Source organism: Polyangium jinanense, from assembly GCF_028435365.1.
Window position 1 is genome coordinate 14,720 of the sequence record NZ_JAGTJJ010000044.1, and the last position, 15,586, is coordinate 30,305.

General features: G+C 70.6%; 12 protein-coding genes. 4 read left to right on the forward strand and 8 right to left on the reverse strand.

Annotated elements, in window-relative coordinates:
* Position 1 precedes the first annotated feature (1 nt).
* From nuoL to KEG57_RS40490, 4 genes are all read left to right on the forward strand, one after another.
* A complete protein-coding gene (gene nuoL, locus KEG57_RS40475; protein ID WP_272422431.1) occupies positions 2–2,614 on the forward strand; it encodes an NADH-quinone oxidoreductase subunit L in 2,613 nt (870 codons plus the stop codon).
* Positions 2,611–4,473, forward strand: coding sequence for a complex I subunit 4 family protein (locus tag KEG57_RS40480; RefSeq protein ID WP_272422430.1), 1,863 nt, complete (start codon positions 2,611–2,613; stop codon positions 4,471–4,473). Before nuoL ends, KEG57_RS40480 begins: the two co-directional genes overlap by 4 nt.
* Positions 4,470–6,002 carry an NADH-quinone oxidoreductase subunit N gene (locus KEG57_RS40485; protein WP_272459498.1) on the forward strand — a complete coding sequence of 511 codons (1,533 nt, stop codon included), beginning with the start codon at positions 4,470–4,472 and terminating at the stop codon, positions 6,000–6,002. Before KEG57_RS40480 ends, KEG57_RS40485 begins: the two co-directional genes overlap by 4 nt.
* 220 nt (positions 6,003–6,222) lie before the next feature.
* Positions 6,223–7,173, forward strand: a complete 951-nt coding sequence (locus KEG57_RS40490) for a peptidase associated/transthyretin-like domain-containing protein (protein WP_272422428.1) — start codon at positions 6,223–6,225, stop codon at positions 7,171–7,173.
* Between the two features lie 2 nt (positions 7,174–7,175).
* On the opposite strand, the gene KEG57_RS40495 is transcribed toward KEG57_RS40490, so the two are convergent.
* The 8 genes from KEG57_RS40495 to KEG57_RS40530 all read right to left on the reverse strand — a co-directional run bounded on the left by KEG57_RS40495 (position 7,176) and on the right by KEG57_RS40530 (position 15,581).
* Positions 7,176–8,321, reverse strand: coding sequence for a tetratricopeptide repeat protein (locus KEG57_RS40495; protein ID WP_272422427.1), 1,146 nt, complete (start codon positions 8,319–8,321; stop codon positions 7,176–7,178).
* A complete protein-coding gene (gene hisC, locus KEG57_RS40500) occupies positions 8,318–9,406 on the reverse strand; it encodes a histidinol-phosphate transaminase (RefSeq protein WP_272422426.1) in 1,089 nt (362 codons plus the stop codon). Before hisC ends, KEG57_RS40495 begins: the two co-directional genes overlap by 4 nt.
* A gap of 34 nt (positions 9,407–9,440) precedes the next feature.
* Positions 9,441–10,694, reverse strand: a complete 1,254-nt coding sequence (locus KEG57_RS40505; RefSeq protein WP_272422425.1) for a hydroxymethylglutaryl-CoA reductase, degradative — start codon at positions 10,692–10,694, stop codon at positions 9,441–9,443.
* Between the two features lie 118 nt (positions 10,695–10,812).
* Positions 10,813–11,721, reverse strand: coding sequence for a mevalonate kinase family protein (locus KEG57_RS40510; RefSeq protein WP_272422424.1), 909 nt, complete (start codon positions 11,719–11,721; stop codon positions 10,813–10,815).
* Entirely contained in the window at positions 11,718–12,704 is a 987-nt protein-coding gene (gene mvaD, locus KEG57_RS40515; RefSeq protein ID WP_272422472.1) for a diphosphomevalonate decarboxylase, read from the reverse strand. The genes KEG57_RS40510 and mvaD overlap by 4 nt, the downstream gene beginning before the upstream one ends.
* Positions 12,704–13,741, reverse strand: a complete 1,038-nt coding sequence (gene mvk / locus KEG57_RS40520) for a mevalonate kinase (protein WP_272422423.1) — start codon at positions 13,739–13,741, stop codon at positions 12,704–12,706. Before mvk ends, mvaD begins: the two co-directional genes overlap by 1 nt.
* Positions 13,738–14,841, reverse strand: a complete 1,104-nt coding sequence (locus tag KEG57_RS40525; RefSeq protein WP_272422422.1) for a polyprenyl synthetase family protein — start codon at positions 14,839–14,841, stop codon at positions 13,738–13,740. Before KEG57_RS40525 ends, mvk begins: the two co-directional genes overlap by 4 nt.
* A 53-nt stretch (positions 14,842–14,894) precedes the next feature.
* Positions 14,895–15,581, reverse strand: a complete 687-nt coding sequence (locus KEG57_RS40530; protein WP_272422421.1) for a tetratricopeptide repeat protein — start codon at positions 15,579–15,581, stop codon at positions 14,895–14,897.
* Positions 15,582–15,586 lie beyond the last annotated feature (5 nt).

Consider the following 15,586-nt stretch of genomic DNA (forward strand, 5'->3'; position numbering starts at 1 on the left):
CGTGGAAGCCCTCAAAGCTCAGTTTCCCGCAACGAACTTCACGCTACTAGCGGTCGTCCTCGCCCTTCCGCTCATCGGCGCCTTCGTGAACGGCGTCTTTGGCAAGCGGCTCGGCAAGGCCGGCGTCCGCCTGATGGCCCTCTCGGCCCTCGGCGGCTCGTTCATCGCGGCGCTCGCCACCTTCCTCCTCCTGCCGAAGGGGGAGGGCGGCGGCACGCTCGCGTGGACCGCCTGGCGCTGGTTCTCGTTGAACGGGCGGATGGGGCAAACGATCCCCATCGATGTCGCCTTCAGCGTCGACGCGATGAGCGCGACGATGATGCTGGTGGTCACCGGCGTCGGGTTCCTGATTCACCTCTACTCGAGCGAGTACATGGTGAAGGACCCGGGCTACCACCGGTTCTTCGCGTACTTGAACCTCTTCTGTTTCGCCATGTTGACGCTCGTCATGGCGGACAACATGGCCGTGCTCTTCGTCGGCTGGGAGGGTGTCGGCCTCTGCAGCTACCTCCTCATCGGCTTCTGGTTCGGCGAGGAGAAGAACGCGACCGCGGGCAAGAAGGCGTTCATCGTCAACCGCATCGGCGACTTCGGTCTGCTCGTGGCGATGGCGATCCTGCTCTACTACACGGGATCGCTGCGCTTCGCGGAGATCAACGCCAGCGCGCGGAACCTGCTCGATCCGGTCACGATCTGGCCCTTCGGCAACCTCCCGCTCGAGGCGCAGTGGGACGCGGCGAACCCGGGCGCGAACGCGCTCTACAAAGCGATCGTGCACCTGTTCCTGCCCGAGAAGGGCATCCAGGTCTACGCGTCGACGCTCGTGGGCCTGGCGATGTTCCTCGGCGCCGCCGGCAAGAGCGCGCAGATCCCGCTCTACGTGTGGCTCCCGGACGCGATGGCGGGCCCCACGCCGGTCTCCGCGCTCATCCACGCGGCCACCATGGTCACGGCGGGCGTCTACCTCGTCGCGCGCACGTCGGCGGTGTTCCTCATGTCGCCGGCCGCGATGGCGACGGTGGCGGTGCTCGGCTGCGCCACGGCGATCTTCGCCGCGTCGATCGGCCTGTTCCAGCACGACCTGAAGAAGGTGCTCGCCTACTCCACGGTGAGCCAGCTCGGGTTCATGTTCATCGGTGTCGGCGTGGGCGCGTTCGCCGCGGGCTTCTTCCACGTCTTCACGCACGCGTTCTTCAAGGCCTGCCTCTTCCTCGGCGCCGGCTCGGTGATCCACGCGATGCACGCGCGGATCCACGACACGGACAAGTCGCAGGACATCCGCAACATGGGCGGCCTGAAGAAGTTCATGCCGATCACGCGGTGGACGTTCCTGCTCTCGTGCTTCGCGATCGCCGGCGCGCCTCCGCTCGCGGGCTTCTGGTCGAAGGACGAGATCCTCTGGAGGGCGTTCTCCACGAAGATCGTCGCGCCGGAGGTCGGCCGCATGGAGCCGCTCTGGACGTGGCCCTCGTGGCTCGGCCAGGGGATCTACTGGGTCGGCGTGGTCGCCGCGACGATGACGGCGTTCTACATGTTCCGCGCCTACTTCCTCACGTTCCACGGCGAGTTCCGTGGGTGGAAGATCGTCGCGGGCTGGAAGGAGCCGAAGCACGGCCACGGCCATGACGATCATGGCCACGACGATCACCACGATCACCACGACGACGGCACGCCGCTCGAGGGGCCGAAGCCCCACGAGTCGCCGCTCGCGATGACGCTCCCGCTCATGGTGCTCGCGGCGCTCGCGGTCTTCGCCGGGTTCCTGATGGCGGAGCCGATCCACATCGAGCCGCTCGGGCACATCCTCTCGCCGGTCTTCTCGCGTGCGCACGACGCCGTCGTGCTGCGCGGCGAGGGCGTCGAGAAGCTCATGTGGCCGATGATGGGCCCGGGCGTGGCGGCCTTCCTCGCCGGCACGGGCGCGGCGATGGTCGTGTACCTGAACAAGGGCGGCGCGCCGGAGGAGTCGTTCAAGAAGGCGGCGCCGGGCCTCTACAAGCTCATCTACGACAAGTGGCGGATCGACGAGCTCTACGACGCCGTGGTCGTCGGGATGGTGGACGCGCTCGCGGACATCTTCACGACCGCGGACAAGTGGCTCATCGACGGCGTCCTTGCGAAGCTCACGGCGGCGATCGTCGCGTTCTTCGGGACGGTCCTCCGCACGTTCCAGACCGGCCGCGTGCAGGTGTACGGCGCTGCGATGGCCCTCGGCCTCGCGGGCGTGGGCTTCTTCCTGGTCCGCCCGCACGCCGACGCGACGGTCGACGACTCGAAGCTCCGCTCGGCTGGCGAGGTGGTCATCTCGGCGGCGCCCGGCCCCGGCTACACCTACCGCTGGGAGGGCACGGGGACGGAGCAGAAGGACTTCACCCAGGTGCGTGAGGTCCGCATCAACGTCAATCCCGGGGAGACGAAGGACGTCAAGCTGCACGTGCGCAACGCGTTCGCGCAGGAGGCGACCCACTCGTTCGCGATCACGCGGCCTGGCCGCGGCTTCCCGTCCTCCGCGGCGCCCATCCCGGTCGTGCCGGGCAATGTGGTGCCGGCGGGCGGCGGTAGCATTCCTGCGAAGGACATCCCCGGGCTCATCAACCCGCGAGGCGCACAATGAGCCCGCTCGATCTCGTGTTTCAGTACTGGCCTGCGATCGGCGCGGGCATCCTCGGCGCGCTCGTCCCGCGGGGCGACGCGTCGACGAAGCAGCGCGCCGGCCTGGCTTTCATCGCCGCCCTCACCACGCTCTTCGTGATCTGGCTCTGGCCGACCGAAGGCGCGGCGCAGGCGGCGCAGGCTCCGGGCGAGTGGCCGCACCTGCTCAACCTGCTCATCGCGCTGCCCATCGTGGGCGCGGCGGCGGTGCTGTTCATCCCGCGCCAGATGCTCTCGGTGCTCCGCGGCTTCACGTACGTGGTGCTCGGCATCGGGTTCGTCGCGTCGCTCTGGCTGCTCACCGTCCCGATGACCGCGGGCTGGCACTTCCAGTACATCAAGGACTGGATGCCCTTCCTCGGCATCCGCTACCACGTCGCGATCGACGGCATCAGCCTGTGGCTCGTGCTCCTCACGACGTTCGTCACGCCGATCGCGGCGTACGCGTCGTTCGGCTCGATCAAGACGCGCATCAAGGAGTTCTGCTTCGCGCTCCTGCTCCTGCAGGGCGGGATGATCGGCGCGTTCGTCGCGCTCGATCTCTTCCTGTTCTACGTGTTCTGGGAGCTGATGCTCGTCCCGATGTTCATGATGATCGGCGTCTGGGGCGGCGCGGATCGCGTGAAGGCGGCGATCAAGTTCTTCCTCTACACGATGGCCGGCTCGGTGCTGATGCTGGCCGCGATCATCTACCTCGTCTGGACGCACCAGAAGCTCACGGGTGACTTCACGTTCGACTACCTCGCGCTCTCGCGCGTGGTCTTGCCGAAGAGCGCGCAGCTCATCTGCTTCTGGGCCTTCTCGCTGGCGTTCTTCATCAAGGTGCCGATGTGGCCGGTGCACACGTGGCTGCCGGACGCGCACGTGCAGGCGCCGACGGGCGGCTCGGTGATCCTGGCGGCCGTGATGCTGAAGCTCGGCACCTACGCGTACATGCGCTTCTCGATGGGGCTCTTCCCGGGGCCCGCCTCGAACCTGTCGGCGAACCTGGCGGGCGTGGCGATCCTGGGCGGCATCCTCTACGGCGCGCTGGTCGCGTGGAAGCAGCGCGACGTGAAGCGCCTCGTCGCGTACTCGTCGGTCGCGCACCTCGGCTTCGTCATGCTGGGGCTCTTCAGCGCGACGCCGACGGGCATGCAGGGCGCGGTGCTCCAGATGGTCAACCACGGCGTGTCGACGGGCGCGCTCTTCCTCCTCGTCGGCGTCATCTACGATCGGCGCCACACGCGCGAGGTGGACGAGTTCGGCGGGCTCGCGAAGGTGATGCCGCTCTACACGGTCGTCTTCCTGATCGTGACGTTCGCGTCGGTTGGCGTGCCTGGGACGAACGGGTTCGTCGGTGAGTTCCTCGTCATCATGGGCACGTTCCTCTCCGAGCGGCTCGGCAAGTTCGCCGGGATCCACACGGTGGGCGCGGCGGCCGGCGTGATCCTCGCGGCGGTCTACATGCTCTACGTGGTCCAGAAGATGTTCTTCGGCCCGCTCACGAACCCGAAGAACAAGCACCTGCCCGATCTCACGGTGCGCGAGTCGCTCGCGCTCGCGCCGCTCGTGCTGATGATCTTCGTCATCGGGTTCTTCCCCGCGATCTTCCTCGATCGGATGAAGGAGTCGATCCTGCTCCACCACAACCAGTACAAGGTCGTATCGGGCCAGGCGATCCTGTTCGCGGACGAGCGGGACGCGAAGCTCCTGCCCGAGGACACGTTCTCGCCGGCGTTCCTGAAGGGCATGCCGAAGAAGGAGAAGCCCGAGGAGCCGGCGGCGGGTGCCGAGGGCTCGCAGGCGGCGCTCGGCGGTGAAGGGAAGGTGGCGCAGTGAACGCGGGGCTCTTCCTCGGTCTGTCACCGCTGCTCGTCGTCAGCTTTGGCGGCCTGCTCCTCATGGTGGCGGAGGCGTTCTCGAAGCGCCGCGTCGACGAGACGTCGGACGATCGCGACGCCGGTCCGTCGTCGGAGCTCTCGCTCGGCACGGCCGTCACGCTCCTCGCGGGCGCGGTGTTCGCCGCGGCGATCTGGTTCGTGGGTCCGGAGAAGCTCGAGGGCGCGTCGTTGGTCGCGCCCTGGGTGATCGTCGACCGCTTCACCCTGTTCTTCTCGTTCGTGCTTTGCCTCGGCGGCGCGCTCGCCGCGCTGCTCGCGGGCGGCTACCTGCCGGAGCATCGGCTCGATCGCGGCGAGTTCTACCCCCTCATCATCTTCTCGACCGTGGGCGCGATGATCCTCGCTGCGGCGGGTGATCTGCTCTCGCTCTTCCTCGGGCTCGAGACGATGTCGCTCGGCGTGTACGCGATGGTCGGCTTCCGCCGCGCCTCGCTGCGCAGCACTGAGGCCGCGGTGAAGTACTTCCTGCTCGGGTCGTTCGCGGCCGCGCTCCTGCTCTACGGCGGGGCGCTGCTCTACGGCGCGACGGGGCACACGGATCTCGCGGGCATCCGCGAGGCGATCGCGAACGCGCAGCCGGGCAAGGGCCCGAACTTCGCGCTCGTGATCACGGCGGCGGTGCTCATCATCGTGGGCCTCGCGTTCAAGGTGAGCGCGGTGCCGTTCCACATGTGGACGCCGGACGCCTACGAGGGCGCGCCGACGCCGACCACGACGTACATGGCCGTGGCCGTGAAGTGCGCGGCGTTCGCCACGATGCTCCGCGTGCTCATCGGCGCCTTCGGCGAGGGCGGGCTCGAGTCGTGGGCGGCGGGCTGGCCTCCGGTCGTGGCGCTGCTCGCGGTGCTCACGATGACGGTGGCGAACCTCGTCGCGGGCCAGCAGGAGTCGGTAAAGCGCATGCTCGCGTATTCGAGCATCGCGCACGCGGGGTACGTGCTCGTGGGTGTCGTCGCGACGATGCGCGCGGGCGGCGACGCGCAGGGCAGCGTGATGTTCTACCTGCTCACGTACACCGTCTCGACCGTCGGCGCGTTCGGCGCGCTCATCCTGATGGGCAGCCGCGGCGCGGAGGCGGTGAGCTACGAGGACCTCGCGGGCGTGGGCAAGCGGCACCCGGCCGCGGGCTTCGCGTTCTCGCTCTTCCTGCTCTCGCTCGCGGGCGTGCCTCCGACGGCGGGCTTCTTCGGCAAGCTCTACATTGTCAAGGCGTCGATCGGCGCCGGGCTCTACCCGCTCGCGGTCATCCTGCTGCTGAACAGCGTGATCTCCGCGTATTACTACCTGCGCGTGATGGTCTACATGTACATGCGCGAACCCGCGCCCGGCGCGCCTATCGCGAAGCCGATGCGCTCGGGCTACGTCGCGACGGCGCTCGTCGTCGCTGGCGTGCTCGTGCTCGTGCTCGGCCTGTGGCCGACGACGTCGCTGCAGATCGCGGTCGAGGCGGCCCTCGCCACGCGCTGACGGAGCGGGCCTTTGGGCTCGCTCCGCGTTCCTCGCTTCCCCCCAAAACGGTATCCTTGCCCCGGCGACGGCTGTGCCGCAGCATCGCCGGGGGTATGGCAACGAGGTTGACATGATCCGACAACTCGGTTGGCAAGGTTTGCGGCGAGCTCCCTCGAAAAGGCTGCGATCCCGCGCGGCGCAGGGCTTGCCCCCGTCCGGGGCGATGAACCGAACTTCGATGTCCTGGCTCCTCGTGGTCCCCTGCGTCGCCGCGCTGGGGTGCCAGAACGGCGCCGCGCCCGCGACCAACGACGCGAAGCCGACGACGAGCGCGCAAGCGGCGGGATCCGCCGCGCCGCAAACCTCGGCGGCGCCCGCGCCGAAGGGACCGATTCTGAATGGCCTTGGGCGCCCCGACGCGGACATCGCGAAGGTCGTCAACCCGAAGAACGAAGCGCCGTACGAGGGCCCGAAGGCCACGGTGCGCGGCACGGTGCGCATCAAGGGCGACGCGCCGCCCGCGACGAGCTTCACGTTCCCGGCGGGCAAGTGCGGCGAGGCGGCCGCGACGTACGGAAAACTCTTCCGCGTGGGGCTCGAGGGCGCGGCGGCCGACGTGCTCGTCGCGGTGACGGGCTACAGTGGGTTGGTCCCGGCACGCGAAGAGGCCGCGAAGATCACCATCCACGGCTGCGCCTTCTCGCGCCGCACGATGGCGCTCACGTACGGGCAACGCATCGACGTCGCGAACATCGACAAGATCGAGAGCTACATGCCGTACCTCGACGGCGCGCCGAAGAAGGCGGTGCTCGTGGCCGTGCCCGGCGGCGCGCCGGTGAAGCTCTACGCGTTCGAGCCCGGTCACTACATGCTGCGCGACGAGCTGCCGAACCCGTTCCTCACGGCGGACGTCTACGTGCTCGCGTACGCGACGCACGCGGTCACGGGCCTCGATGGGCAGTACGAGATCCCCGGTGTTCCGGTGGGCGAGGTGCGCGTGAGTGCGTTCCTCCCGTCGATCGACAAGGTCGTCGAGCAGCGCGTCACGCTGAAGGAAGGCGACAACACGATCGACCTGAACCTCGAGTTCGACGCGAAGAAGGACGATCCCGAGGTGAGGAAGAAGGCCGCCGCGGAGAAGAAGGCCGCGGACGGGAAGGTTTCTCCGGACAAGGTCGAGAAGAAGTAGCGCTACGCGCCCTTGCCCGACGGCGCGAGGAGAGCACGTACGCGCTTGCGTGCGGCTTCGAGCAGCGGATCGGGCGAGGGTGCGTCGGGAGAAACGAAGTCCGAGCCGGCGAAGGCGCGCGCGGCGTCGCGGCCCGCGCGCCGGCCAAGCAGGTCGGTGAAGAGCAGACGCGCGAGCGGGGAGGGCGCCACGGTGGGCGTGTCCTTCGGGGCGTCGAGCGCGGACGCGAGAAGGGCCGTATCGCCCGCGAGATCCGCGGCGACGGCGAGCGCGATGCGCGCGGAGCTCGACGAGGGATCGGCGCCGAGGACGAGCTCGGCCTGGTCACGCGCGAGGCGTGGAAGGCCGAGCGCCGCGGCACGAACAGCGAGCTCGGGCGCGGGCAGGCGCGCGCGACGAGCGGCCTTACGCGCGGCGTCGAGGTCGCCGGATCGGAGCGCCGCGTCGACCTCGGCGAGCGGGGCGAGCGCGGGCACCTCGGCAGCGATCCGATCCGCGAGGCGAGGCGCGCGTTTTCGCAAGGCGCGGGCCGCTCGCTCGGCGGTCACCGCGTCGTGGCGGCGCAAGGCAAGCTCGTACCGAGCGAGCCAGCCCTGCACCGAGGTCGGTCGCTCGATGACGAGCGCGTCGAGCGTGCGCTCGGCGTCCGCGACGCGACCCGCGCGTTCGAGCAGCGAGGCGTAGAGCAGGACGGCCTCGTCCTGCCCGGGATCGAGGGCGACGGCGCGGGCGGCATGCTGCAGCGCGTCGGCGACGCGCCCGCTGTCGGCTGCGCAGCGAGCGCGGGCGCGGGCGAGGGGCTCGTACGTCGGATCGAGCTCCTCGGCGCGGGTGAAGGCTTCGCCGGCGGAGGCACGCGCGTCGGGGAGCGCGCAGGAAGCCGCGCCGAGACGCGTCCAGACCTCGACGCTCTTCTCGTCGTGCTCCGTCGCGCCCTTGTAGAGCATGATCGCGAGCGGCAGATCGCCGTGCGCCTCGGCCTCCGCGCCGCGCGCGTAATACGCGTACGCCTCGTACGAGATGAACCGCCCTTTCGTGGGCACGCCGTCGATCACGCGGATCACCGTCGGATCGCCGCAACCCGCCACGAGGCCGAGAAGCGTGATCGTGGCGGTGACGATCGCGGCAGAGCCTCGGCGTCGGCTCATGCCCACCTCGTGATCGCTTCGAGCAGCCGATCGTCCTCTTCACGCGTGCCAATCGTGATGCGCAGCCGGTTCGCGAGGCGCCCGCCGCGCGCATGAAAGCTCCGCACGAGGATATTGCTCGACGCGAGCCCCTCGAAGACGTCCTTTGCGGGCCGATTCGTTTCAACCCAAAGGAAATTCGCGTCGCTCGGCGAGACCCCGAAGCCGAGCCGCGCAAGCTCACGCCCGAGCCTCTCGCGCTCCGCGACGACGTGCGCGACGACGTGATCGATCTCGGCGCGGAGCTCGCGCAGGACGAGCGTGGCGGCGCGCTGCGAGGGCGCGGGGAGGTTGTAGGGCTGGCGCACCTTGTCGACCTCGCGGACGAGCTCGGCCGGCCCCACGAGCCATCCGACCCGCAGCGCCGCGAAGCCGATCTTGGAGATCGTGCCGAGCATCGCGACGTTCGCGTAAGCGTGTCGGAGGTGCGCGATGCTCCCGGGCGCGAACGCGACGTAGGCCTCGTCGAGCACGACGAGCGCGCCTTCGGCAGCCTCGATCACGGCGCGGATCCGATCCTCCGACATGCGGTTTCCGGTCGGGTTGTTCGGCGTCGCGAGGAAGACAATGTTCGGCTTTCCGGCCTCGATCGCCGCGCGCATCGCGGGGACGTCGAGATCCCAGCGCTCGTCGAGCGACACCTCGACGACGCGCATCCCGCGGGCCGCCGCGCTGAGCCGGTACATGACGAACGTGGGCGACGGCGTGAGGATCGTCGCCGCGCCTTCGCTCGCGCGCGGCTGCGAGAGCGTGGTCAAAAGGAGGGCGATCACCTCGTCGGAGCCCGTGCCGACGAGGATCTCGTCGGGCGTCGCGCCCACGTGCGTGGCGATCGCCTCGCGCAGCTCGGTCGCCCGCGGATCCGGATACCGCTCGAGCCCGCCCGCCGCGAGCGCCTGCGCCACGGCGGCGCGCGCGTCCGGCGAGAGCAGGGGCGGGGCCTCGTTGCCGTCGAGCCGGATCTCGTAGTCGCCCGCGTGCGGCACGTAGGCGGCGAGGTCCGCGAGCTCGGGACGGAGGAGGTGGGCGAAGCGGGGCGCGTTCATGCGAGGCACCTCGGGATCCACGCGTCGGCGCGAATCAGCGCGGCAGCTTAGCCTCTCCCGCGCCAGGTGGCTCGCATGGTCCGGAGCCGTTCGTCGTTCGGGGCCTGTGCTCCGAGAGCCCGCCTGTCGCCCGGTGATGCAGTGCCATGTGGCCGCGCTGGATCCCTTCGGTCGAGAGCGCGCGGAGGGCCGAGAGGTTCGTCGCGAGGCCCGTGGCAGCCGCGACGGCGGCGAGCTCCGCCGCGGACGTCACACGGAGCAAGGCGAGCGCGAGGCGGGCGCCCGGATGCGCGCGGAGAGCGCCGCCGACGATGCCGAGCGCGAGCGGGAGCGCGAGCTGTCCTTCGAGGACGCGCTCGTCGTCCGTGAGGCGCCAGGTGGCGAGCGGACGGTAGCTGCCTTCGCGCGCCGCGTATGCGTGGGCGCCGGCCTCGACCGCGCGCCAGTCGTTGCCCGTCGCGAGCACGACGGCGTCGACGCCGTTCATGATGCCCTTGTTGTGCGTGACCGCGCGATAGACGTCGCGCTCGGCGAACGCCGAGGCCTGCGCGATGCCGCGCGCCGCGTCGTGCCCGGACACGCGCGCGCTCGCGAGCTCCTCGACGGGCAGACGAACACGCACGCGGGCGACCCGCTCGTCGCAGTAGTTCGAGAGGATCCGCAGGCCGAGCGTGCCAGCCGCGAGCTCGGCGACACGCGGGCCCACAGACTCGGCGACGGTGTTCACGAGGTTCGCGCCCATCGCGTCGAGGCAATCGACGTGTGCGTGGACGACGATCATGCCGCCGCCGAGATCACGCATCGAGAGGCGGCGCGCACCACCGCCGCGCGCGACGAGGTTCGCGATCGCCTCGTTCGCCCGCGCGAGAAGCTCCGCGGAAGCGGCCTCGATCCGCGCGAGCGCTCCTTTCGGATCCGCGACGTCGTGCACCTCGATCTGTGCGACGACGATCGACGGATCGATCTCCGCGACGAACCCGCCGGCCTTGCGCGCTCGCTTGGCGGCGTGCGAGGCCGCCGCGATCACGCTCGGCTCTTCGATCGCCATGGGCACGAGGTAGTCCTTGCCGTTGACGCGCACGCCCGGCGCGACGCCGAAGGGCAGGGCCAGCGTGCCGAGCGCGTTCTCGATCATCGCGTCGGCGGTCGACTCGTCGAGGCCGCCCGATCGAAGCGCGTGTTCGAGCTCCGCGGGCGAGAGGCCGACGAGGCGCGCGACCTCGGCGCGTCGCTCGGGGATGGAGAAATGGCGGAGCGAGGGAAGGGGGAGGGAAGGGTCAGCGTGCATGGTTGCTCGGGAGGGATAACGCGCCTCCGGGCGCACGTTCTGTGGAGACTCGGCGCAGCGAAGGTGATGAGGCGCGGGAGGATCGGTGGGAGAGGTCGCGGCGGCTCGCTCGGGTCGTTCAACCGACGGAGAGCCCGGGCGGGCCGATCCGCGTGTCCAGCGGCTCGAGATTCCGTGCGGCCGCGCGGGCGCGGAAGGCTGCGGACGAAGGCGCGCGGCCGACCCAGAGCGCGATGTCGCCGCCGCCGGCGCCGCTCGGCCCGAAGCTCGCGCCTTCAGCCTGCGCGAACGGACGCAGTTCGGCCACGTCTTCCACCACGATGGGAGCGCCGGCAGCACGACCGAGCTCGGCGAGGGCATCGATCTGCGCCGCGATCGCTTGCACGAACCCAGCAGCATCCTGCGCTTCGAGCGCGGCTTGCGCGCCGTCCGCGATCTCGTCGAGCAGGCGCCGATACGTCGCCGGATCCGTCGTGCGTAGGGCCTGAACCTTCTCGACGAGCGCGCCCGTCGAGGCTGCCGTGGGGCACGCGAAGACTTCGAGGACGACGCCTTCGGGTAGGTGGAACGGCATCACATCGAGCGCGTGATCCACCGCGATCCGGCACGCGACGATCCCACCGAACACGCTCGAAGCCACGTCGATGCCACTGCCGCGCGGCTGTGCTTTTCGGTGCGCGGCGAGCGCGAGCGGAAAGACCGCCTTCCGCAGCGCGGCCTCGTCCCCGATCGCCCTTGCGAGGACCGATCCGATCGAGGCGACGAGGATCGCCGCGCTCGAACCGAGCCCGAGCTTGCGTGTCGTTCCATCGAGCATCGGTGCGCGCAGGGCCGACGCATCGAACGCGGGCGCATGCCCGAGGACGCCTGCATCGATCGCCGCGTGCACCTCCTCCGTCACGAGCTCGCTCGTGCGGCTCGCGTCCGCCACCACGTACCGATCGACGGCCGCGACGAGCGCGGGCGCTCCTTCGAGGACGGCGTACGCCCCCGAGACCACGATCTTGCCGGGCGCCCGCGCGATCACGTTCGATCCAGGAGCCGCGCGCCTTCGCCCGGCGACGCCACGATCGTGCGTTTGACGCCCGGCACCTCCGCGAGCGCGGCCGTCACGCGCGGCTCGTCCTCCGGCGTCGTCAGAACTTTCACGTGGGGCCCCGCGTCGATCGTCGCGTACGCGACGAGCCCACGCGCCCTGAGCCTGCGTACCTCTTCGAGCGCCTCCACCGTGCCGCCGGTCCAGTAGAGCAGCCCCGGCCGTGCCGCGATGCTCGTCGCGTGCATGGCGAGCGCGCTTTCCTCGGCCGCGACGCCAAGCGCTTCGAGATCCCGCCGCAAGATCGCCTCGCGCACGCGCGCGCAGAGCGCGGGCGCGGACTCGACCCACGCCGGAAAATACGGGCTCGTACGAACCGTGTGCTCCATGCCGTCCGTCGAGCCCACGGCCTTCGGCCCTTCCCGCGTCACGGCCACGACGACACGCAGCGGCAAATGCTCCGGCGGCGCGATCGGGATCGCCGCGAGATCACCCTCGCCGGGGCTGCCCACCGGCAGCTCCACGAACCCGCCGAACGCCGAGCGCGCCGCGGACACCGAGCTCCGCCGCGCGAGATCACTCACCCGCGCCGGATCCGTATCGAGCCCCGCCGCGCCGAGCGCCGCGAGCGCGAGCGCCGAAAAGCCTGACGCACTCGACGCGAGCCCCGAGGCCGTGGGGAAATCGTTCCCGCTCTCGACGCGCGCCCGCGCCGTGATCCCCGACGCGCGACGCACCCGATCGAGGAGTTTTACGACCCGGCCGTACGCGACCTCGCCTGCCGGCGCGCCGCCGAGCAGGAACGTGTCCTCCGCGAGCGCCGGATCGAACGTCACGGTCGTCGTCGTGGCCATGCCCGCGAGCGTCACCGAGAGGCTCGGGACCGCGGGCTGATTCACGCCGTCCGCTCGTTTGCCCCAGTATTTCGCCAGCGCGATGTTCGGATGCGCCGTCGCTTTCGCAGCGCGTATCATCACGACAAACCTCCTTCGGCACCTAGCGTCTCCGCGCGCCTTCCCGCGCCGATCCGCGCGCAAAACCCTTCGTAGTGGCCCTCGGCGCTCCGCCAGGCGTCGAGGATCCGCGCGGCGCTCTCGGCCTCGCGTTCTTCGTCCCTCGTGCCGTCGCTCCGGAACGACGGCGGCACGAGCGCGATCACGCACCCGCCTCCGCCGCCGCCCGTGAGCTTCGCGCCGAGCGCGCCCGCCGACCGCGCGAGTGCGCAGAGCTCCTCGATCTCGCTCGTCGAGACGAACAGACCGGAGAGCACGAGCTGGTTCATGTTCATGAGATCGCCGAGCGCGCGCTGATCGCCGGCCTCGATGGCGAGCACGGCGTTGCCGACAATCGACGTCACCGCATCGATCGAGCGCTTCACGAGCGCGGGATCCTTCGTGTGTTGCGAGGCGATGAGCTCGACCGTCGTCCGCGTCGACGAGGGATGCCCCGTGGATCCCACGCACAAGACGAGATCCTGGCGCGGCGTGATCGGCCGCGCGCCCTCCGCCCGCGTGAACCGGAAGATGCCGCCTCGGGCCGCGGCCGTCGCGTCGATCCCGGAGGGGTTGCCGTGAAAGATCCGCTCCCATGCAGCCGCGCGCGCGAGCACGCGGGCCTCGATCGCCGCATCTTCCTCGGGCCTGGCTTCGTCCCCGCGCACGAGCGTCTCCGCCGCGCGCGCGATCGACACGGCCAGCGCAGCCGAGCTGCCCAGGCCTCCGCCCGGCGGCAGATCACACCGCGCCTCGACGCGCACGGGCGGGATCGCGGGAGCGACCTCCAGCAGCGCGGCGAACGCTCGCCCGAGATCGTTCGAGGACGAAGCATCCGCGACGACCGATCCGTCTCCGAGCTTCAACGTGCTCGGCCCGCCCGGCAGGCGCGTCACGACGGCGCGCGCCCCGCGATCGAGGCCGGCTGCGATCGCGGGCGATCCGTACACGACCGCGTGCTCGCCGAACAGGATCACCTTCCCCGACGCGGATCCCTCGGCGCTCCCCTTGCCCGTCACGATCGCGCCTCCGGCGCTGCCGGACGCACCCGCAGCGCGTCCACCACGCCGACGAGGATCGAGCGCGCCGCGGCCGACACCGGCATCGACGCGAGCTCCTTCGCAGCGGCCTCGCAGAGCGCTTGCTGCCGCTCCTCCACGGCTCGACGCGCGCCGGACGTCACGAGCGCCCGCGTCGCCGCCGCGATCGCCGCCGCGTCCGCGTCCGCGCGCCCGTGCGCTCGCGAAAGCGCGCGACGCTCCTCCTCGTTCGCCAGCCGCTCGGCCTCGGCCACGAGGCTCGTGCGTTTGCCCGCCACGATGTCGTTTCCCACGGGTTTGCCCGTCTCCGCGTGATCGCCGAACGTCCCGATGAGGTCGTCGCGGAGCTGGAACGCGACCCCGAGCGGCGCGGCGAAGCGCGCGAGCGCGGCGTGGAGCGCCGGCGATCCGCCCGCGAGCGCCGCCCCGATGCTGAGCGGCCCGCGCATCGTGTAGCTGCCGGTCTTGAGGTCGTGCATCGCCTCCACGTCCTCGGCCTTGCCGAGCACGTCCATCTGCTGGCCGAGCACCACGTCCTCGTGGATCCGCATGAACACCTGCATCACCTCGAGCCGCCGCTCCGCCGAGAGTCCCGTGATCGACAGGAGCGTCTCCACCGCGAGCCCCCACGTCATGTCGCTCGCGAGAATCGCCGCCGTCGCGCCGATGTGCTCGCCGCCGAGCTCCTTGGCGAGCGCCGCGTGCACGCTTGGGCCGCCGCGCCGCGTGGGATCTCCATCCATCCAGTCGTCCTGGATGAGCAGATAGCTCTGCAGGAGCTCGAACGAGACGCCTGCGTCGATCGCCGGCTCGAGCGTGCGTTCGCCACCACCGGCGGCGATCCAGCCGGCGGCGATGAGCCCCGCGCGCACGCGTTTGCCGCCGCGCAGCGAGAGGTCCCGCGCCGCTTCGAGCATCGCGGCGATCGCGGGCCCGTACGTACGCGCCCGCGTGATCTTCTCATCGAACCGCACGGCGATGCGGCGCTCGATCTCGGGCTTGATCTGCTTGAGCAGCGCGAGGAACGCGTTCCCGTTCGTGACGGGCTCGGCCGTCGCCGAGGAGAGGCCTTGGTTCATAGGGCGCGCGAGCGTAGGAGCCGCGCACGGGTCGGTCAAATGGCCCCGGCGCATCATCGCCCGCGTCGCGCATGACGCGCGAGCGCTCTGCGAAGCGGGCCACGATCACGAGCGTCCGCCGTCACCGGATCGAGCTCTGCGAGCAGCACTACGAGCGCTCGCGAGCGAGCTCGCGCTTCCTTGTGCGCCACGGTGTCGCTGCGGGCCTCGGCGAGCGCCTCCATCCGCCGGCTCGTCGCAAGCGCGGCCGGCAACGCGGAGAGCGCCACGTACGTCGCGTACAGATTCTCGAGCGCGACGACATGGTCCGGCGTGAACGAGAGCGCCGCCTCGAAGTCCGCGGCGGCTTCCCGCAGCCTCCCGAGGTGCCTGCGTAATTTCCCGCGCGCCGCGTGTCCCTCTGCGAAGCCGGCGACGCGCTCGAGCCCCGTGGCATACACACGCTCCGCCTCCACCACGTCGCCCGTGGCCTCGTGTTGCGCCGCGAGCGCGAGGTACGCCGGTCCGTACGTGGGATCGAACGAGATCGCTTCGAGCAGCCGCCGCGTCGCGGCCGCGCCGTCTCCACGCGCTGCGTGCGCCGTACCTTGCCGCACGAGCTCCGCGGCTTGCTTCGTCGCCCAGCTCGTCCCCTCATCCTGCCCGCGCGCCTCTCCGGCGAGCGCGACGACGAGCGCTGCGCATCCGAGCGTGCTTACGCGGCGTCGCGTGCGAACGACGGCGAAAGGCGTCCAATGCATGGACC

What these genes read in the sequence shown, in the direction of transcription:
- KEG57_RS40490 (WP_272422428.1), top strand. Translation starts at nt 6,223, where the DNA reads ATGTCCTGGCTCCTCGTGGTCCCCTGCGTCGCCGCGCTGGGGTGCCAG.
- KEG57_RS40480 (WP_272422430.1), top strand. Translation starts at nt 2,611, where the DNA reads ATGAGCCCGCTCGATCTCGTGTTTCAGTACTGGCCTGCGATCGGCGCG.
- KEG57_RS40495 (WP_272422427.1), bottom strand. Translation starts at nt 8,321, where the DNA reads ATGAGCCGACGCCGAGGCTCTGCCGCGATCGTCACCGCCACGATCACG.
- mvaD (WP_272422472.1), bottom strand. Translation starts at nt 12,704, where the DNA reads ATGATACGCGCTGCGAAAGCGACGGCGCATCCGAACATCGCGCTGGCG.
- hisC (WP_272422426.1), bottom strand. Translation starts at nt 9,406, where the DNA reads ATGAACGCGCCCCGCTTCGCCCACCTCCTCCGTCCCGAGCTCGCGGAC.
- KEG57_RS40505 (WP_272422425.1), bottom strand. Translation starts at nt 10,694, where the DNA reads ATGCACGCTGACCCTTCCCTCCCCCTTCCCTCGCTCCGCCATTTCTCC.
- KEG57_RS40530 (WP_272422421.1), bottom strand. Translation starts at nt 15,581, where the DNA reads ATGCATTGGACGCCTTTCGCCGTCGTTCGCACGCGACGCCGCGTAAGC.
- KEG57_RS40525 (WP_272422422.1), bottom strand. Translation starts at nt 14,841, where the DNA reads ATGAACCAAGGCCTCTCCTCGGCGACGGCCGAGCCCGTCACGAACGGG.